At 74.5% G+C, this 18,731-nt stretch carries 13 protein-coding genes and 1 pseudogene; 6 read left to right on the forward strand and 8 right to left on the reverse strand.

The features are described 5' to 3' along the window. Nucleotides 1-106: 106 nt before the first annotated feature. The 4 genes from I3F54_RS28885 to I3F54_RS28900 form a co-directional block, all read right to left on the reverse strand. Complete coding sequence (locus I3F54_RS28885; RefSeq protein WP_240121871.1) at nt 107-1,729, reverse strand: serine/threonine-protein kinase; 1,623 nt, start codon at nt 1,727-1,729, stop codon at nt 107-109. A gap of 51 nt (nt 1,730-1,780) precedes the next feature. Next, nucleotides 1,781-3,421 (reverse strand): nickel/cobalt transporter, encoded by a 1,641-nt coding sequence (locus I3F54_RS28890; protein ID WP_240121872.1) that lies wholly within the window; start codon nt 3,419-3,421, stop codon nt 1,781-1,783. Continuing rightward, nucleotides 3,418-5,241, reverse strand: coding sequence for a hypothetical protein (locus I3F54_RS28895; RefSeq protein ID WP_240121873.1), 1,824 nt, complete (start codon nt 5,239-5,241; stop codon nt 3,418-3,420). The genes I3F54_RS28890 and I3F54_RS28895 overlap by 4 nt, the downstream gene beginning before the upstream one ends. 101 nt (nt 5,242-5,342) lie before the next feature. After that, nucleotides 5,343-6,878: a DUF4331 domain-containing protein gene (locus tag I3F54_RS28900; protein WP_240121874.1), complete on the reverse strand. Its 1,536-nt coding sequence runs from the start codon at nt 6,876-6,878 to the stop codon at nt 5,343-5,345. A gap of 219 nt (nt 6,879-7,097) precedes the next feature. On the opposite strand from I3F54_RS28900, the gene I3F54_RS28905 reads away from it, so the two are divergent. The 3 genes from I3F54_RS28905 (at nt 7,098) to I3F54_RS28915 (ending at nt 8,848) form a co-directional block, all read left to right on the forward strand. Further along, the gene (locus I3F54_RS28905) at nt 7,098-7,640 is read left to right on the forward strand and encodes a sigma-70 family RNA polymerase sigma factor (RefSeq protein WP_240121875.1); all 543 of its coding nucleotides are present in this window, start codon (nt 7,098-7,100) and stop codon (nt 7,638-7,640) included. Further along, nucleotides 7,637-8,446 (forward strand): anti-sigma factor domain-containing protein, encoded by an 810-nt coding sequence (locus I3F54_RS28910; protein WP_240121876.1) that lies wholly within the window; start codon nt 7,637-7,639, stop codon nt 8,444-8,446. The genes I3F54_RS28905 and I3F54_RS28910 overlap by 4 nt, the downstream gene beginning before the upstream one ends. A 126-nt stretch (nt 8,447-8,572) precedes the next feature. After that, on the forward strand, nt 8,573-8,848 hold the full coding sequence (locus I3F54_RS28915; protein WP_240121877.1) for a hypothetical protein: 276 nt from the start codon (nt 8,573-8,575) through the stop codon (nt 8,846-8,848). Between the two features lie 236 nt (nt 8,849-9,084). Here the strand turns inward: I3F54_RS28915 and I3F54_RS28920 are convergent, their stop codons facing one another. The 4 genes from I3F54_RS28920 to hmgA form a co-directional block, all read right to left on the reverse strand. Continuing rightward, nucleotides 9,085-10,281, reverse strand: a complete 1,197-nt coding sequence (locus I3F54_RS28920; RefSeq protein ID WP_240121878.1) for a CaiB/BaiF CoA-transferase family protein — start codon at nt 10,279-10,281, stop codon at nt 9,085-9,087. A gap of 170 nt (nt 10,282-10,451) precedes the next feature. Next, on the reverse strand, nt 10,452-11,597 hold the full coding sequence (locus tag I3F54_RS28925; RefSeq protein ID WP_240121879.1) for a type ISP restriction/modification enzyme: 1,146 nt from the start codon (nt 11,595-11,597) through the stop codon (nt 10,452-10,454). Nucleotides 11,598-11,622: 25 nt separating this feature from the next. Beyond that, nucleotides 11,623-12,372, reverse strand: a complete 750-nt coding sequence (locus tag I3F54_RS28930; protein ID WP_240121880.1) for a GntR family transcriptional regulator — start codon at nt 12,370-12,372, stop codon at nt 11,623-11,625. 61 nt (nt 12,373-12,433) lie between these two features. Beyond that, nucleotides 12,434-13,747 carry a homogentisate 1,2-dioxygenase gene (gene hmgA, locus I3F54_RS28935; protein ID WP_240121881.1) on the reverse strand — a complete coding sequence of 438 codons (1,314 nt, stop codon included), beginning with the start codon at nt 13,745-13,747 and terminating at the stop codon, nt 12,434-12,436. A gap of 492 nt (nt 13,748-14,239) precedes the next feature. On the opposite strand from hmgA, the gene I3F54_RS28940 reads away from it, so the two are divergent. The 3 genes and pseudogenes from I3F54_RS28940 to I3F54_RS28950 all read left to right on the forward strand — a co-directional run. Continuing rightward, nucleotides 14,240-14,857, forward strand: coding sequence for a TetR/AcrR family transcriptional regulator (locus I3F54_RS28940; RefSeq protein ID WP_240121882.1), 618 nt, complete (start codon nt 14,240-14,242; stop codon nt 14,855-14,857). Between the two features lie 365 nt (nt 14,858-15,222). Further along, nucleotides 15,223-17,463, forward strand: coding sequence for a molybdopterin-dependent oxidoreductase (locus tag I3F54_RS28945; RefSeq protein ID WP_240121883.1), 2,241 nt, complete (start codon nt 15,223-15,225; stop codon nt 17,461-17,463). Between the two features lie 347 nt (nt 17,464-17,810). Next, a pseudogene (locus tag I3F54_RS28950) lies at nt 17,811-18,665 on the forward strand (ABC transporter ATP-binding protein); the annotation flags it as partial. Nucleotides 18,666-18,731 lie beyond the last annotated feature (66 nt).

The following is an 18,731-nucleotide window of genomic DNA, read 5'->3' on the forward strand; positions in this document are numbered from 1 at the left end:
CGGCATCCCCCGGAGCGCTGCCGCCCCACGGCAGCGCTCCTCGCCCCAAGGGCGTGTTGCGGAAGGGACGCCGGCCGAAAGGCGGGCGGGACCTTCGCACCACCCCTCAGGGGGATGTGCTCGGCGAGGGAGAGGAGGCCCCGTCCGTCGGGGTCTCCTCGACGCACGTCACCGAGAACGGCACCAGGCCGGACCTGGTCCGCACCGGTGAACGCACCTCCACACCGATCGCGTTGTGATAGGTGCCGTTCGCCGCGTACGTCGTCACGATCACCCGGTCCTGCCGGGTCCGCCCGCCGCCCTCCGGGAACGACAGGGTCTTCCAGCCCTGACCGGCGACCTCTCCGTCGCGTGTCACCCACCGGTAGTCCACCTCCGCCGGCAGCCGGCCGACCGTGAACGTCGCCGTGAACGCGGGTGCCTCGGCGTCCGGCGGTGGACAGGCGCCCACCCGGTCGGTGTGCGCGCCCACCACCGTGACCCGGACCGACTGCGGCGGGGGGCTGCTCGTGGTGCTGCTCCGGCCGGGTGTGGAAGGGGGCGTGGGCGCCGGCTGCGCGCCGCTCCCCCGCTCGCTCGGGGACGGCGTGGGCGTGGCCGCCGACGTCCCCTCGACACCGGTGGACGCTCCCGCCGTGCTGCCGCCGTGCGTGTCACCGGTGTTGAGCAGCGCGTACGTCAGCCCGGCGAGCGCCAGCGCCAGCGCGGCCAGGCCCGCGACCAGGACGACACCGGCCCCCCTCCGGCGACGCGGCTGCACCGCCCGGCCACCCGGCGGCGCCGTTGCCGTCTCCGGCATCGGCACCGGTATCGGCGGTGTCGGCCCCGAACCCGCCCGCTCCGGGTGCACCGCGACCGTCTCGGCATACGGCAGTCCCCGTACCGTCTCCGCGCGCGCGGTGCCGCCCGCGCCGATCAGGCGGAGGTCCCGCTCGGCTGCCTCCGCGGGCAGCCGCTCCGCCGGATCCTTCCGCAGCAGCCCCGCGATGACGGGGGCGAGCGGCCCGGCCCGGCGCGGCGGCGGAAGCTCTTCGTCGACGATCGCGCGCAGGGTGCTCAGCGGGGTGTCCTGACGGAAGGGGGAGTGGCCCTCGACCGCCGCGTACAGCAGTACGCCCAGCGACCACAGATCCGACTCCGGACCCGGCCGGCGGCCCAGCGCCCGCTCCGGGGCGAGGAACTCGGGGGAGCCGATGACCTCTCCGGTCATGGTCAGCGCGGAGCTGCCCTCGACCATCGCGATGCCGAAGTCGGTGAGCACCACCCGGCCCTCGTTCGACAGCAGCACGTTGGCCGGCTTCACGTCCCGGTGCAGCACCCCCGCCGCGTGCGCGGCCCGCAGTGCCGCCAGTACCTCGGCGCCGATCTGCGCGGCCCGCTCCGGGCCGACGGGGCCCTCGGCGTCGAGGAGGTCGGCCAGCGAGACGCCGCGCACCAGCTCCATCACGATCCACGGCCGGCCGTCCTGCGCGGCCACGTCGTACACGGTCACCACGTTGCGGTGGGAGACCCGCGCCGCCGCCCAGGCCTCGCGCTCCAGCCTGGCGTACATCCGTTCCACGTCCGGCGCCGGCAGCCCCACCGGGGCCCGCACCTCCTTCACGGCGACCTCGCGGTGCAGGACCTCGTCACGGGCCCGCCACACCGTTCCCATCCCGCCCTCGCCGAGCGGCGACAGGAGACGGTAGCGGCCGGCGATCACCAGTTCACTGCCCGGCTCCTCGGACACGGCGCCCCCCTTCGCATCCGGGCGAATCATCCGATTCTCCATGACGGTAGCTCAGCCGAGTGCCGATGCCGCCCCCCTGAGCACCAATCCGGCACCCAGGGCCAGCACGACGGAGGCCGACCCCAGGGGTACGGCCCGGCGCACCCGGCCCGTCAGGGGGTGCGCGGTCCACCGGGGCCGACGGTCCAGCAGCCGGCTCATCCCGCTGCCCACCCGGACGACGGCGAACCCGGCCGCGGTGAGCGTCAGGGCGAGCCCGGCGCCGTAGGCGACGACCAGCACCAGCCCGAACCAGGCCTTCCCGAGCGCCGCCGCGCCGACCAGCACGACGATCGCGGAGGGACTCGGCACCAGTCCGCCGGCGAAACCGAGCAGGAGGGTGCCGCGCAGGGTGGGGGCGGTGGAGTGGGTGTGGGGGATCCCGCCGTGACGGTGGACGTGGGGGTGCTCCCGGGCCCGGCCGGACCCGCCCCCGTGATCGTGCGCATGGCCGTGCGCGGGTTCGTCGCGGTGGGCGTGCGCCTCGCCGTGGGCGTGGGCGTGGGGATGGCTGTGACTGTGTCCCTGCACGTGGTCGTGGTGGTGGGCGGGACCGCCGCCGTGGTCGTGGGGACGGCCGGCCGCGTCGTGCGTGTGGGGAGCGTGGCCGTGCGTGTGTGTCCGCGTGCGGTTGCGCAGGGCCCGGCGTACGAGGGTGGCGCCGGCCAGCATCACCAGGCAGCCGCTCGCCATGCCCAGCCAGGCGATCACGGAGGGGGCCGCGGCCGAGCCCGCGGTGACGAGCAGGCCGAGGGCGACGACCCCGAGGGTGTGGGTGACCGTCACCGACGCGGCCAGCGGCAGGACGTCCTTCAGCCGGGCCCGGCCCCCGCGGGCGGCTGCCGTCGCGGCCATCAGGGTCTTGCCGTGGCCCGGTGCGAGGGCGTGCAGCGCGCCGAGGCCGACGGCGATGAACAGGGCGAGGGCTGCGAATCCCAGCGTGAGGTCGCGGCGCGCCACGAGGGCGTCCAGCGCGCGCGTGAAGCGGTCGGCGCCGCGGGGCAGGACGGCGGCGGCCCCCTCTGCTGCCCCGCCGGCCAGGGCCGGGCCGCCGGGGCGCACCCGCAGCGAGGCGGTGGCGGTGTCGGCCGGGGAGGAGAGCAACTCCCGCGGGTAGTGCGTCAGCTGCCCGGAGGAGGACCGCTCCGGCACGTCCGAGGCGGTCAGCGTCATCCGGTCGCCGCGCGCGGTGATCTCCCGCCAGCCGGGCCCGGTGTCGCCGCCCGCGCTGTGGAACGCCACGGCGACGGACGCGTCGGGCAGCGGAGCGGTCAGCCGGCACTCCACCCGCAGGGTGTTCAGCCCCGCCTGCCCGGGCCGCACGTGCACCCGGCTGCTGCGGGCGGTGAGCGCGACCGGGCGGCCGTCGACGACGACCCGGCTGCCCTGGGCGGCCTTCCGGCACCGTTGCCGGGCCCACTCGACGGCGCCGAGCCGTTCGAGCTCGGGGCGAGCCTGGGTGGCCGGGATCTCGGCGAGATCCTCGACGTGGTCGACGCGGAGGCTGCCGGGCGCGGTGACGAGGCCGTCGTAGCGGTTGACGGTGAAGTTGCCGAGCGGGTGGGCGCTCGCGGAGGCGGCGGGCAGCAGGGCGAGCCCGGCGGCGGCCGTCAGGACGGCCGCCGCCGAGCCGAGGACGCGACGGGGCGTCACCGGGCCTCCTCCAGTACCGTGCGGGCCGCGCGGGCACCGAGGGGGGAGAAGCCGGGGTTGAGCCCGAGGGCCTCGGTCAGCAGGGCGCGTCCCTCGGCCGGGTGACCGGCGCCGTGTTCGACCATGCCGCGGTGGTAGAGGAAGAGGGCGTTGCGGTAGCCGGTGGCGGTGGCGCGGCGGGCGTAGGGGAGTGCCTCGGCGTCCCGGCCGTTGACGTGCAGTGCCCAGGCCAGCGCATCGGCGGTGTGCACCGTCTGCCGGCGCTTCCACTCGGCGCGCGCCGCCCGCAGGGCCGCGGCGGCGTCGCCGTGGTCGGCGGCCAGCGCGGTGTCGAGGTCGGCGTCGACACCGTTGGCGCGGGCGAGCGCGGTCCAGGCGTCCACCAGCGCGTACTGCTCGCGGGCCTTCGCCAGCTCGCCGTGCTCCTCGTACAGTTCGCCGAGGGCGGTCAGCGGGCCGGGCAGGGGTGCGCGCGAGACGATCCGCTCCAGGTTCCGGACGGCCGCCGCGCGGTCGCCGCTCGCGGCCTGGGCGCGGGCACGGCCCTCCAGAGCGGGCAGGTAGGAGTCGTCCGCCGCGAGGGCGCGGGCGTACTGGCGCAGCGCGCCGGAGTAGTCGCCCTGGTTCCAGGCGAGCTGGCCGAGCTGTGCGGCGACGTACGCGATGTCGCCCCGGCCGGTCGCCGCGCCGAGGGCCCGCTCCAGGATCTCGCGCGCGCCGGCCACGTCGCCGCGCAGCTCGCGGACGTAGGCGTAGCGGGTGAACACCGGGATGCCCGGCCGCCGCCGGTCCGCGGTGTCCGCGGCCCGCGCCGCCTCGTCGTACCGGCCGAGTTCGACGAGGGCGTCGATGCGGCTGCACAGGGCGCGCTCGCTGTACGGGTTCTCCGCCAGGGCCCGGTCGGCGTTGGTGAGGGCGCCGGTGAAGTCGTGCCGTGCGGCGGCGAGGGCGGCCCGGCCGGCGAGGGCCGCGTCGTTGCCGGGGCGCAGGTCGAGCGAGCGTTGCAGTGCCTGTTCCGCCTGCGGGTAGCGGGAGGGGTCGGCCTTGGTACGGGCCTGCTCGACGTAGGCGAACCCGAGGCGCGCCCAGCCGTTGTGGTCGCGGGGCTGGGCGCGCAGATGGGCCTGGAGGGACGCCACCTGGGCGTCGAGGTCCGCGCCCACCCCTACCACCGGGTCCCCGTTCGCGGGCACCGCGGCGACGGCGTCCCCGCCGTCCCGTGCCGCCCCCGTGGCCACGGCCCCGGCGGTGAGCGCCACGGCCAGCAGCAGGGTGCAGCCTGCCAGATACAGGGCCCGGCCGCGCCGCCCCGCCTCGCGCACCCGGCGCACGGCACGCCCGCGGCCCTCGTCCACCGGGGCCCCGGCGGCAGCCGTGACGGGGGCCTCGCCGGAGTTCCCGGCCACCGGCGCGGCACCGGGCGCGCCGGAGTTCGTCCGCGGGGGGAGTGACCCGGTGTCGGGTGACGTGCCACTCGTCCGCGGGGGAGGGGGCACCGTGGCGGATGATGCGGGTTCCCTCCCGTGCTCGTCGTGGTCCGTGTCGTGGTGCTGCCGCGGCGCACGACCGGGGTCGTCGGCCGGTGCGCCCCCGTGCTCCGCACGCGCCCTCCCGGCGTCCCCGCGGTCCGCTCGCCCGGCGCGCCCGGCCGAGGCCGCCGCCACCCGCCGGATCGCGGCGACGTGGTCCCGAGTGCGCTCGCCCTGCGGCGGCCCCCCGGACGGCGACTGCGCCGGGCCGTCGGCCTTCCCCTCGGGAAGGGGTGCGGGCGCAGGGGCCGGCGCCCGCTTCGGGGTGTCGTCGTTCGTGCGCGGGGACATGCCCTCTCCTCGGTCGACGTGCTCGTTCAGGACGTTCGGGAGGCGCGGCCCGTGGCGTGGGGGGACACGAGGACACGGGCCGCGCCGGTCGGTGGGTGCGGTCAGTACGGCCGCTGCATGCGCCGGCGCCACCAGGCCAGACCGGCACCGATCAGCAGGACGCCCGCCGCGCCGGAGGCCGCGGAGGCGGCGATCAGGGTGGTGCTGGGGGAGCCGCCGGAGGAACCGGCCGGCTGGAGCGCGTCGCCGAGCTGGCTGCGTACGTCCGCTCCGCCGCTCGTGCCCTTGGCGAGCGGGCCGCGCGAGCCCTCCGTCGGCAGGGCGACATACGGGAACGTCTTCTCGAACTCCTTGTCGTTCTTGTCGACCGCGTCGCCGAGGTCGTTCTTGGACCCGACCAGTTCTCCCTCGACGACCTGGAGCGAGGCGTCGATCACGTCGTCGGTGAGGCGGCGGCCGTTGGGGAAGCCCGCCTTGTCGCCGTCCAGGACACCGAGCCGCTTCGGATGCATCGTCGGCTTGATCGAGGTGTTCAGGCGCAGTTCCTCCGCGGGGCGGACGTGCGGCGGCTGGTTGAGGCCCTCGACGCCCTTGAGGAAGACGTCGACGAGGTCGTTGCGCGGCTCGGCGGGAGCCTTGATCTTGTATATCGCCTCGATGAGCTTGGGCAGCTCGGGCTCGGTGACGTTCTTCAGGAACCGCCCGTCGTCCTTCGGGACGGACGCGTTGAACCGGTCCTTGTCCTTCTGCGGGTTGACCACCTCGTTGACCAGCGGGTTGCCCAGGCGGGAGACCTGGGTCCAGTAGCCGTGGGCGTTCTTGCGCTGCGTGGTGGACCAGATGCCGACGACCGGCTGGTGCGCCGACTCGGTGATCATGTGCGTCGGGATCTGCAGGGCGATGGTGTTGACGTTGTAGCCCTTGAGGGTGTCGTTGCCGACCTCGGAGAGGTTCCCGCCGTACAGCAGGTCGAAGACCCGGAGGTCGAGGAAGAACGGGTCGTCGGCCTGGCCGGCGAAGGTCGTGGCGCCGTCGTGGGTCCGGTACACCGCCTGGTGGCGCAGTTTGGCGTAGTCCGGCATGGACGCCTTGCCGACGTTCGACGGCGCCACGGGCACGTCCTTGGCGATCCTCTTCCGCGACATCACGCGCCGGTGCTTCATCTTGAGCAGTTCGATGTCGTAGGTCTGCGTCACGTTCAGGTCCGGATCGTCGAGGCTGTGGACCGTGCCCGTGTTGTACAGGAAGGTGTTCTTGTTCTTGACGTGGGTCTTGAACGTGTAGCGGAAGACCAGGTCGTCCTGCGCGTCGCCGTTGTTGTCGACGTGCAGGTCGTACTGGGCGTCCTCGGCGAACGTGTAGAAGTTCGGGCCGCCGGCCGGGTCCTCGAAGGGGATCCAGTTGGCCACGATCGTCGTGGTGTCCGGTTTGTCCGGGCTGACGAAGGCGTACAGGTCCGTGTTGTCGTACTGCGGCGTCCCCGAGATCAGCGGTGCCTCCCGGTGGCTGGAGGCGGACGCCTCCCCCGGTGCCAGTGCGGCCACGCCGGCGGCCGCGAGCCCCCCGGCGGCCAGCGCGCCACAGACGAGGGCCGCGACGCTCCTGCGTGCCGCCCCGCTCCTGGAGTTGAGTGTCATGCCGTCCGTCCTCTGTTGCCGACTTGCCTTGGTGACCCGACATTCGAAGCGGTCGGCCGGGCGGATTGGTCGGTCGGGAAAATTCTTTCCCGCCGTCATTTCCCGCGGCCCGACCCGCGTTTTCGGCCCGCTGATCCGTAACACCGACCGGAGGTGCGTTCGGTGCGAATGCCTGGTGTGACGGGACGGGGCCGGTGCGGCCGTCGGGAGGGGGATCGCGTGGAGGCGGACGAGCTGCTGGTGCTCGTTGCGGGAGGCGACCATCGAGCGTTCGAGCAGTTGTACGGACTGGTGTCCGGGCCGGTGTTCGGACTGGTCCGGCGAGTGGTGCGGGACACCGCCCAGGCGGAGGAGGTGGCGCAGGAGGTGCTGCTGGAACTCTGGCGCTCGGCGCCGCGGTTCGACCCCGGCCGTGGCAGTGCCCTGTCCTGGGTGCTCACCCTCGCCCACCGCCGCGCCGTGGACCGGGTGCGCAGCGCCCGCGCGGCCGGCGAGCGGGAGCAGCGTGAGGCCCTGCGCTCCGGGGCCACCCCCTTCGACCAGGTGTCCGAGGAGGTGGAGGCGGGCCTGGAGCGCGAATGGGTGCGCCGCTGCCTGGGACGCCTGACCGCACTGCAACGTCAGTCCGTCACCCTCGCGTACTACGACGGCTACACCTACCGGGAGGTGGCCGAGCGGCTCTCCCTGCCGCTGGGCACGGTCAAGACGCGGATGCGCGACGGGCTGACCCGGCTGCGCGAGTGCCTGGGGGGTGCCGCATGAGCCTCCTGCGCCGCCTGCTGCGCCGCGAGGACCCGCACTCGCTCGCCGCGCCCTACGCCCTGGACGCCCTGGAGCCCGCCGAGCGGGTCCGCTTCGAGCGGCACCTCGCCCGCTGCGAACGGTGCGCGGCCGAGGTGCGGGCGTTGGGCGAGGACGCCGTCCGGCTCGCCTGGTCCGCTGCCGCCGCGCCCCCGGCCGCCCTGCGCGAGCGGGTCCTGGCCGCCGTGCGTGCCACCCCGCAGGAGCAGCCGGCGCGCGAGCACACCCCGCAACTCCCCCCGCACGTCTGGGGCGTCCAGCCTCCCCCGCGGCGCAACCGCGCGCCCCGGCCGCGCCCCCTTCTGGTGCCGTTCGCGACGGCCACCGCCGCCGCGGCCCTCGTCGTCGCCTCCCTCTTCGCCGTGCAGGCGGACCGCACCCAGGACCGGCTGACCGCGGAACGCGACCGGTCGCGTGAGATCGCACACGTTCTCGCCGCCCCTGACGCGCAGGCGGCGACCGGCCTCGACGCCCGTGGCCGGAGTATCGGAGTGATTGCTTCCGTCTCCGAGGGGCGCGCGGTGGTGACGTTGCGCGGGTACGGCGCGCTGCCGGGCGGGCGCGTGCATCAGTTGTGGCTCATGCGCCCCGGCGCACAGCCGCGCTCCCTCGGGCTTTTCAGCGGCGACACGCCCTTGGTCGCCTCGGGTCTCGACCGGTCCGCGACGTCACTCGCCGTAACCGTCGAACCGGGCGGGGGGTCACCTCGGCCCACCAGCCAGCCGGTTGTCCAACTCGCCCTGGAATCGGTCGGATTCGGAGAGTAATCGGCGGGAGAGCGTCAACCCCCTTGCAGGGAAGGTGAATCCTCGGAGTGCGATACCGGAGTGCCCCAAGGGGGCGATAAGGTTACTCTGCCCGGGCCGGGCGGACTCGTACGGGTGGGGAGTGACATGGAGCAGATAACGGTGCGCAGCAGGGCCAGAGTCCCTGCGATCACCTGCGGGAGCAGCGCGACCAGTTCCCGCCTCGACCGCCACCTCTCGGTGCTCGGCGGGCCCGCCATACCGCAGCGTGAGACGGTCGAGGCGACCTCGCTCATGCGTGAACTGACCACGCGCGACACCGTGCACAAGGGCACCGGCAGTCGTGCCCGCGTCAGCCGGGTCTCGCTCTTCGCGCCGCTGCGCCGGCTGCGCCGTTCCCTGTTCGGCGGCCACCGGCACTAGGGGCGCCTTCCGGGCGCATGCCGACGTCGCGGGGCCCGGCACCCCTCCACTGCGGCGTCGAAGTCACCAACCCACCCGTCCCAGGCCTTCCCCGGCTCTCCCCGGCCGGGAGGCGCCCGCCCCGCGCCTGCTCCCACGGCGCCGCAGCCGCCCGCACCGGACCGCCCCGGCTCGGCCGCATCCGCCACCGTCCCCGGAACCGGCTCGAATCAATCGGGGAGACGCCCGGCCCCGACTCAGGCGACCACGCCGTCGCGGCGCAGCGCCGCGATCTCGTCCTCCGTCATGCCCGCGGCCCGCAGCACCGTCCCGGTGTGCTGCCCGAGCGCGGGCACGTCCCCCATCCGTGCCTCCTTCCCGCCCGGCAGTGTGATCGGGGGCAGCAGCGCCCGCAACGGCCCGGACGGCGACCCCGTCTCCCGCCAGCGATCCCGCGCCGCCAGCTGCGGATGGGCGGCCAGTTCGTGCACGTCGCGCAGGCGGGCGCAGGCGATACCCGCGGTCTGGAGGCGCTCCATCGCCTCGTCGGCGTCCAGCGCGCCCAGCGCCCTCGCGACCAGCGCGTCCGTGCGCTCACGGCGCGCCACCCGTGCCGCGTTCGTGGCGAACTCGGGGTCCGTGCCCAGGTCCGGGCGGCCGAGGACCCGATCCGCGAGCCGCTGCCACTCCCGGTCGTTCTGCACCGACAGCAGAACCTGCCCGCCGTCCGCCGTCGGGTAGGCGTCATAGGGCGCGATCACGGCGTGCGCGAGGCCCGTGCGGGCCGGGGAGGCGCCCCCGTGCAGGGCGTGGTGCAGCGGATGCCCCATCCACTCGGCGAGCGCCTCCAGCATCGACACCTCGACCGGCCCGCCCCGCCCTGTCGTGCCGCGCCGCACCAGAGCGGCCAGCACACCCGAGAAGGCGTACATCCCGGCCGCGATGTCGGCCGCCGGGATGCCCGCCTTGACCGGCTGCTCCGGGGTGCCCGTCACCGACACCAGGCCCGCCTCGCACTGCACGAGCATGTCGTACGCCCGTTTGTCCGCGTACGGGCCCCCCGCGCCGTACCCCGAGACGTCCACGGCGATCAGCCGCGGATGCGCCGCGCACAGGCCGGCCGCGTCCAGGCCGAGCCGGGCCGCGGCCCCCTGCGCGAGGTTCTGCACGAACACGTCCGCCCCGGACACCAGCCGGCGTACCACGGCCAGCCCGCGCGGATCCTTCAGGTCCACGGCGATCGACTCCTTGCCGCGGTTGCACCACACGAAGTGCGAGGCGAGTCCCCGGGCGGCGGTGTCGTACCCGCGGGCGAAGTCGCCGCCGTCGATCCGTTCCACCTTGATCACCCGGGCGCCCAGGTCGGCGAGCTGCCGGGTGGCGAACGGGGCGGCGACGGCCTGTTCGACGGCGACGACGGTGACGCCCTCCAGGGGCAGGGGCAACTGGTCCATGCCGGGATCATGTCCCGCGCACGGTGGTTCTGTCATGACCCGTCGGTCACGGACCCCGTCGCGGGCCGGCCGTAACGGCGGACGGCGAGTGGTGCGCACACGCCGGTCAGCAGCGCGCACCGGGCCAGCGACCCGGCGACGTTCGCCCCGTCGCGGCGCCCGTTGCGGCACTAGATGAGCAGCAGCTGGCCCTCCGGGCCCTCCTCCCGGGTGTCGAGCACCGAGGCGGGGCGGCGGGCCGCCGCCGGCACCGGCAGGACGCCCGCCGTGTCCAGGTCGGACGCCGTGATCGGGGCGGTGGTCTCCAGGTCGGCCTGGTGCGGGCGCAGCTCCGCCAGCAGGGTCAGCACGGTGACGAGCTCCAGCAGTTCCGAGGTCCACGCCTGCGGCCAGGCGCGCGGCCGGATCCCGGCCAGGGTGCCGGACCCGGCCGGTGCGGCGCGCGCCGCGAACCACTGCTCCAGGACCCGCACGCCCCCCACCTCGAACTCCCAGGCCTCCGGCGGCACCGGGGAGATGCGGCCCCCGTCGAGATGCAGGGCTTCCTCGTCCCGGTCGTAGTACAGGGTCAGCGGGCGGGCCGGCAGCGGGGCGCGAACGTACGGGCGGCGCCCGCCGGGCAGCTTGGGGCGGTCCCCGTCGCGGAGCATCAGCCACAGCACCCTGCGGCCCAGCTCCACCCCGCGCAGCCACACCTCGCGGTCCTCCGTCAGCGGCACTGTCCCGTCGGGGCGCACTGCCGCCAGTGTCCAGGCCAGCACGTCCGGTGCCGTCACCGCGCAACCCAGCCGGGCGGTCAGGTGGTCCGGCAGACCGGGGGCCAGGTTCGGTTCCGTGCCGCCCGGGCGGCGGTACAGCGGGCGCACCCGTCCGCCGCGCGGCACCGGGACCAGCGACGTGGCCAGCAGGACGTCCGGCGTCTGCACCAGGAAGACCTGCCGCTCGTCCGCCACCCGCCACAGCTCCGGCCGGGCCGCGTCGATCAGCCGGTGGTCGGGGATCAGCCACTGCTCGTCGAACGGCGCCCGGAGCACGCGCACCGGTTCCGGGCAGGGACCGGAGGCGCGGACCAGTTTCTGCGTGTCGCCCGCCCGGCCCGGCAACTGCCCGACCGCCGAGTGCGCCGTCCTGGCCCGCGTCGGCTCGAACAGGGTCTCCCGGTCCGGTCCGTCCGCCCTCAGCAGGGCGGCCCAGCGGTCCCTGAGCGTGGCCGGGTCGGGTGCCACGGGCCAGTCGCGGCCGAGTCGCGGCGGTGCGACGGACCACGGCATGAGGTCCGCCAGCGGCGGAGCGTCGTCGTGCGTCACGCCGGGCATCGTACGACGGGCCCCCGGGCGCGGGTCACGTGGCGTCGAGTGTCACGGTGAAGGAGAAGCGGTCGCCCCGGTAGTGGATGACCGCCACGTCCAGCACCCGGCCGGCGGGGTCGTACGTCACGCCCGTGTAGTGCAGGATCGGGCTGAGCAGCGGCACCTGGAGCAGCCGGGCCGTCTCCGGGTCGGCGATCCGCGCCTCCACGGTGTCCGTGATCCTGCTGATGTCCGCGCCCACGACGTCCCGCAGCACCTTGGTCATCGGCCAGCGCACCAGGTCCTCGGGGTCGACGTGGGCGGCCAGGTCGGGACGGACCCAGTTGCGGGCGTGGTTGGTCGGCTCGCCGGTCTTCTCGTCGCAGCGCAGCCGGTGGTACGCGGTGACCTCGGCGAGGTCCGGGAAGTACTCGGCGAGTTCGGCGGGCACGGGCTGGCCGCCGTGGTCGAGGAGTTCGGTCGTCATGCCGGACTGCTGGGCCACGATGGCGTCCACGGAGCCGAGCAGCCGCACGGGGGCGCCGCGCTGGACGTCCGGTTCGATGAACGTCCCGCGGCGCCGGTGCCGGGTGATGAGCCCCTCGTCCTCCAGCTCCTTCAGCGCCTGCCGCATCGTCAGCACGCTCACGCCGTAGTGCCCCGCCAGCTGCTCCTCCGTGGGCAGGCGCAGCGGGTCGTGCGGCGAGCGGCCCAGTATGGAGGCGCGCAGCGACTGCGACACCTGGTACCACAGGGGCAGCTTGCGGTTCAGGACGACGGAGTCCGGGGCGAAGGAGGTCACGGTGCCCATCCGTACCGGTCGGGGATCGTTCAGTGCAAGGGCGAGCCTGAGGGCACGGCCGTCACACCGCCCTGAAGTGCCGTTGCAGGCCCTGCCACACGTCGTCGTAGCGCTGCTGCAGGTGCTCGGCGTCCGCCGCCTGCGGGGTCAGGTTCAGCGGCCAGCGCGTCTCGAACATGAAGGCAAGGCCGTCGTCGACCTTCTGCGGTTTCAGGTCCGCGGCGCTCGCCCGGTCGAACGTCTCGCGGTCCGGACCGTGCGCCGACATCATGTTGTGCAGCGAGCCGCCGCCCGGCACGAAGCCCTCGGCCTTCGCGTCGTAGGCGCCCTCGACCAGACCCATGTACTCGCTCATCACGTTCCGGTGGAAGTACGGCGGCCGGAAGGTGTCCTCGCCGACGAGCCAGCGCGGCGCGAACACCACGAAGTCCACGCTCGCCAGGCCCGGGGTGTCGGACGGCGACGTCAGCACCGTGAAGATCGACGGGTCGGGGTGGTCGTAGGAGATGGAGCCGATGACGTTGAAGCGGCGCAGGTCGTAGACGTACGGCAGGAAGTTGCCGTGCCAGGCGACCACGTCCAGCGGCGAGTGGCCGTAGGTGGCCGTCCAGAGGTTGCCGCAGTACTTGTTCACCACCTCCACCGGGCCCGCCACGTCCTCGTAGGCGGCGACCGGGGCGCGGAAGTCGCGCGCGTTGGCCAGGCCGTTGGCGCCGATCGGGCCGAGGTCGGGCAGGCGGAAGGGGGCACCGTAGTTCTCGCAGACGTAGCCGCGCGCGGTCTCGTCCAGCAGCTCCACCCGGAAGCGCACACCGCGCGGGATCAGCGCCACGTCGCCCGGCCCGGCGTGCAGCAGACCGAACTCGGTGCGCAGCAGCAGCCCGCCGTGCTCCGGGACGATCAGCAGCTCGCCGTCCGCGTCACTGAAGACGCGCTCCATGGAGGTGTCCGCGTGGTAGAGGTGCACGGCCATGCCCGCGCGCTGGGCGGGGTCGCCGTTGCCGCCCAGTGTCCACAGGCCCGCGAGGAAGTCCGTGCCCTGCTCCGGCCGGGGCAGCGGGTCCCAGCGCAGTCGGTTCGGGTCCGGCGTCGCCTCGGTGAAGGGGGCCGTGCGCAGGGCGCCGTTGCCGGTGCGGGTGAACGCGGGGTGGGCGGCCGAGGGGCGGATGCGGTACAGCCAGGAGCGGCGGTTGTGGGCCCGCGGCTCGGTGAACGCCGAACCGCTCAGCTGCTCCGCGTACAGCCCGAGCGGCGCGCGCTGTGGTGAGTTGCGGCCCTCGGGCAGGGCGCCCGGAACCGCCTCGGAGCTGTGCTCGTTGCCGAAGCCGGAGAGATAGGACAGTCCCTCGGCGGTCTTCCGCGCGTCCCCGCTCATGTTCGCTCGCTCCCTTGTGGCGCTGATTCCTATGTAACACCGTAGGATTGCGATCGCCGTCGGCGCAAGAGGCGTGCCGATCCGTTCCGCGAAGAACGGCCGGAACCCGATCTCCATGTGTTCGGGGGCGCCGCGGCCGCGCGTCAGGGCGCTGCATGTCGTGGACACGTCGAGTGTGTGCCTGCGCTCGCGATCGGCGGTCCGGTGTTGGCCGGATCGCGCGCTGCGAGGCGGTGGCGGGTGGGGGCGGAGGGCGGACACCGCAGGGGCCCCGTGTTCTCGGGTGAGGGCGGCGATGCGCCTGGGGCGGAGGGCGGGCGCCCGGATTCCGCACCGGCGGGCCGCGGGCTCCTCCCCGCCGACGAGCGCCTGCGCCACCGTCGTGAGGTGGCGCTTCGCACCGGCCACGGATCCGTCCGGCGCGGTGAGTGCGAAGGGCGTCGGAGCCCGTACACAGGGCCGAGGTTCACCGGACTCCGGCGGGGAGGCATCATGAAGCCCGTGCCCCACGCGACATCGCTACGCCGAGCGCCCGTGCAACGGCGCAGTGCCGAGCGGCTTGGCAGGATCCTGGACGCCTGCGCCGACCTACTCGACGAGGTCGGATACGAAGCCCTGAGCACGCGCGCCGTCGCGCTGCGCGCGGGCGTCCCCATCGGCTCCCTCTACCGCTTCTTCGGCAACAAGGGGCAGATGGTCGACGCCCTCGCCCAGCGCAACCTGGAGCGATGGTCCGAGCGGGTCGTCCAGCGGCTGGCAGAGGGTGGGCTGCGGGACTGGCGCGCCGCCCTGGACGCCGTCCTCGACGAGTACCTCGCCATGAAGCGCACCGCTCCCGGCTTCGCCCTCGTCGACTTCGGCAACCAGATCCCGGTCGGCACCCGCGACGGCGAGCCCAACCACCGGGTGGCCGACCGTCTCACCGGGCTGGCCGCTGACTACCTCGGGCGCCTGCCCGACGAGGATCTGCGCCGTGCCCTCCTCGTCGCGGTGGAAGCCGCGGACACCCTCGTCCAACTGGCCTTCCGGGTGGACCCGGAGGGCGACGAGAAGATCATCGCGGAGACGCGCCTGCTGCTGCGGGCGTACCTCGGACGCGCGCTGGGCTGAAGGTGGGGTTGCCGGAGGCCCGAGGGGAAGGCCGCCCCGTGGGGCCGGAGCACGTTCCGTGCGGACGCGGGCGCGAATGTGCGGACGGCGCCGGACGGAGGGTGCGCGAAGGCGGCGGGGTGGGGCCGGCGGGCGCCCGGGGGGGTGCAGGGGTTCGGGCGCCCGGGCGGGGCCGGGGCGGGGGTGGCCGCAGGTGGCCGGGGCGCCGGTCCGGCCGACGCCCGCCGGGTGCGGGAGTGCGGTGGGCGCCGCCGGGTGAAGGGCTCCGGTGGGCGCTGCCCGGGAAGAACCCTGGGCAGGATGCATACCGGTCGGTATGCTCGGCCGCGAGCCGTGTGCCACCGCCGCCGTCCCCGGGAGGACCCGTGTCCCGCTCCGCCCTGCGAATCTGCCCCCTGTGCGAGGCCACCTGCGGGTTGACCCTGACCGTCGACGGCACCCGGGTGACCGGGGCCCGCGGCGACCGCGACGACGTGTTCAGCAAGGGGTTCATCTGCCCGAAGGGCGCCGCCTTCGGCGCCGTCGACGGCGATCCCGACCGGCTGCGCACGCCCCTGGTCCGCAGCGGGGGCGAGCTGCGCGAGGCCACCTGGGAGGAGGCCTTCGACACCGTCGCCGCCGGGATCCGCCCGGTCGTCGAGCGGTACGGGCCGCACGCCGTGGGCGTCGTCCTCGGCAACCCGAACGTGCACACCATGGCCGGGGCCCTCTACCCGCCGGTCCTGCTCGCCGGGCTCGGCACCCGCAGCCTGTTCACCGCCTCCACCGTCGACCAGATGCCCAAGCACGTCTCCAGCGGGCTCCTCTACGGCGACGCCAACGCCATCCCCGTGCCCGACCTGGACCGCACCGGCCACCTGCTCCTGATCGGTGCCAATCCCCTGGAGTCCAACGGCAGTCTGTGCACCGCCCCCGACTTCCCCGGCCGGCTCAAGGCCCTCCGGGCGCGCGGCGGGACCCTGACGGTGGTCGACCCGCGCCGCACCCGCACCGCGAAGCTCGCCGACCGCCACATCGCGATCCGGCCCGGCACCGACGCCCTGCTGCTGGCCGCCCTGGCCCACGTCCTCTTCGAGGAGGACCTCGTCGCCCTGGGCGACCTCGCCCCGCACGTCCGGGGGCTCGACGACCTGAGGGCCGCGACGGAGGAGTTCACACCGGAGGGGGTGGCCGCCGCCTGCGACGTCGAGCCCGCCCTCATCCGCACCCTCGCCCGCGAGCTGGCCGCCGCCGACCCGGCCGCCGTCTACGGCCGCATCGGCAGCTGCACCGTCCCGCACGGCACGCTGGCGAGCTGGCTCGTGGACATCCTCAACATCCTCACCGGAAACCTCGACCGGCCCGGTGGGGTGCTCTTCCCGCAGGCCGCCACCGACCGGACGCCGCGCCCGGCAGGCCCCGGCCACGGCTTCCGGCTGGGCCGCTGGCACTCCCGGGTGGGCCGGCACCCCGAGGCCAAGGGCGAGCTGCCGATCTCCGCGCTCGCCGAGGAGATCGACACCGCCACCGAGGAGGGCGAGCCGGTCCGCGCGGTCATCGCCGTCGCCGCCAACCCCGTGCTCTCCGCCCCCGACGGAGACCGCCTCGACAAGGCCCTGGCGTCCCTGGACTTCATGGTCAGTGTCGACCCCTACCTCAACGAGACCTCCCGCCACGCCGACGTCGTCCTGCCCCCGCCGCCGCCCTCCCAGAGCCCGCACCACGACTTCGCCTTCAACACCCTCGCCGTGCGCAACCAGGTCCGCTACACCCGCCCCGCCGTCCCGCTGGAGCCCGGCCGGATGGCGGAGACGGAGATCATGGCGCGGCTGATCCTCGCCGTGACGGGCCTGCACGGATCCGAGCCCTCCGCGGTCGACGACCTGGTGATCGGCCAGACGCTGGGCAAGGCGGTCCGCGAGGAGCACTCGCCGGTGCACGGCCGTGACCCGCGGGAGCTGGCGGAGCAGCTCACCGGGGAGAGCGGCCCCGAGAAGCGGCTGGACATGATGCTGCGCCTGGGCCCCTACGGCGACGGCTTCGGCGCACGGCCGGACGGCCTGAGCCTGACCGTGCTGCTCGCGCATCCCCACGGCATCGACCTCGGCCCGCTGGAGTCGCGTCTGCCGCAACCGCTGAAGACCCCCAGCGGCGCGGTGGAGCTGCTGCCGCAGCCCATCGCCGAGGATCTGCCCCGGCTGCGGCGGGCCATGGCAGAGCGGCCGGACGGCCTCGTCCTCGTCGGACGCCGCCACCTGCGCTCCAACAACAGCTGGATGCACAACGTCCCCGCCCTGACCGGCGGCACCAACCGCTGCACCCTGCACCTGAACCCCACCGACGCCGCCCGCCTCGACGTCCGCGACGGAGCGGACGTGCGCGTCAAGGGCGCCGGGGGAGAGGTCGTGGCCCGCGCCGAGGTCACCGAGGACGTCCGGCCGGGCGTGGTGAGCCTGCCGCACGGCTGGGGCCACGACCGCCCCGGCACCCGGCTCGGCCACGCCTCCACCACCCCGGGCGTCAACGTCAACCAGCTGCTGGACGGCAGCCTGCTCGACCCGCTGTCCGGCAACGCGGTGCTCAACGGCATCCCCGTCGAACTCACCGCCCTTGGCCGAGCCGGCTGACCGCGGCGGGGCGGCGGCACCTGCCGGCCGGCAGGTCCACGGCGACCGTGGTCGCGCCGAGCTGCGGCTGGCCACCTGCGGCGGCACCCGTCACCGCCCGACCGGCTGGTGGGCGACACCGTCGTCCTCGCCCGCCTCCCCGGGGTCCGCGCCTCGCACGGACCGGCTTCCACGGCGTCCCGGGGTCCGCCGGCCCGAGTCGCGGACGGGAGAACGCGATGCCTCCCGGCTCTTCCCCCCGGCGCGTGCATTCCGTTAACTTCCGTGGCCCAAACGCCCCTTGCGTTCCGCGAGGAGCGTCCGACCGCTGAGCACCAGCGCCCAGTGGCAGCCCCTGGGGACGACTCATGACACGCGCCATCTCCCTGCACGACGTGAGCAAGGTCTACACGAAAGGCACCCGCGTGGTGGACCGGCTCTCGCTGGACATCACGCCCGGCGAGTTCCTGGTCCTGCTCGGCCCCTCGGGCTGCGGCAAGTCCACCGTGCTGCGCATGATCGCGGGGCTGGAGGACATCACCGACGGCACCCTGCTGCTCGACGGCGAGCGGTCCAACGACCTGCCCCCGTCCGGCCGGGACATGGCCATGGTGTTCCAGAGCTTCGCCCTCTACCCGAGCATGACCAGCGCCGACAACATCGGATTCCCGCTGCGCATCGAGAACCCCGGTGGGGACCCGCGCCCGCGCGTGGACGCCACCGCCCGCATGCTCGGCATCGAGGACCTCCTCGACCGCTATCCCGCCCAGCTCTCCGGCGGCGAACGCCAGCGTGTCGCCATGGGCCGGGCCATCGCCCGCCACCCCTCCGCCTTCCTGATGGACGAGCCGCTGTCCAACCTCGACGCCAAGCTCCGCAACCACCTGCGGGCCGAGATATCCAAGCTGACCCGGGAACTCGGGGCGACCACCGTCTACGTCACCCACGACCAGTCGGAGGCCATGTCGCTGGGCGACCGGGTGGCCGTGATGCGCAGCGGGGTGCTCCAGCAGGTCGGCACCCCGCGCGAGGTCTACGCGCTGCCCCGCAACGTCTTCGTCGCCGCGTTCGTCGGCACCCCGCGCATCAACCTGCTGCGTGGCCTGGTCCGTGCCCCGCTCGACGGCGCCATGACCATCAGCCTCGGCGAGCAGTTCCTGCGTCTGCCCGAACCCCTCTCCCTGGACCACCAGCTGCTGCGCGTGCAGCAGGGTCGCGAGGTTGGCTTTATCGAGCAGTAGCGGCGTCGCTTGTCGATGGGTTTGGGAGGCGCCCTGTTCCACGGATGG

The organism is Streptomyces sp. MUM 2J (genome assembly GCF_022414535.1).
Classification (GTDB): domain Bacteria; phylum Actinomycetota; class Actinomycetes; order Streptomycetales; family Streptomycetaceae; genus Streptomyces.

Excerpts from the sequence above, each read along its gene's own strand:
- I3F54_RS28895 (WP_240121873.1), bottom strand. The coding sequence starts at position 5,241 with ATGTCCCCGCGCACGAACGACGACACCCCGAAGCGGGCGCCGGCCCCT.
- I3F54_RS28900 (WP_240121874.1), bottom strand. The coding sequence starts at position 6,878 with ATGACACTCAACTCCAGGAGCGGGGCGGCACGCAGGAGCGTCGCGGCC.
- I3F54_RS28910 (WP_240121876.1), top strand. The coding sequence starts at position 7,637 with ATGAGCCTCCTGCGCCGCCTGCTGCGCCGCGAGGACCCGCACTCGCTC.
- I3F54_RS28915 (WP_240121877.1), top strand. The coding sequence starts at position 8,573 with ATGGAGCAGATAACGGTGCGCAGCAGGGCCAGAGTCCCTGCGATCACC.
- I3F54_RS28920 (WP_240121878.1), bottom strand. The coding sequence starts at position 10,281 with ATGGACCAGTTGCCCCTGCCCCTGGAGGGCGTCACCGTCGTCGCCGTC.
- I3F54_RS28925 (WP_240121879.1), bottom strand. The coding sequence starts at position 11,597 with ATGCCCGGCGTGACGCACGACGACGCTCCGCCGCTGGCGGACCTCATG.
- hmgA (WP_240121881.1), bottom strand. The coding sequence starts at position 13,747 with ATGAGCGGGGACGCGCGGAAGACCGCCGAGGGACTGTCCTATCTCTCC.
- I3F54_RS28940 (WP_240121882.1), top strand. The coding sequence starts at position 14,240 with ATGAAGCCCGTGCCCCACGCGACATCGCTACGCCGAGCGCCCGTGCAA.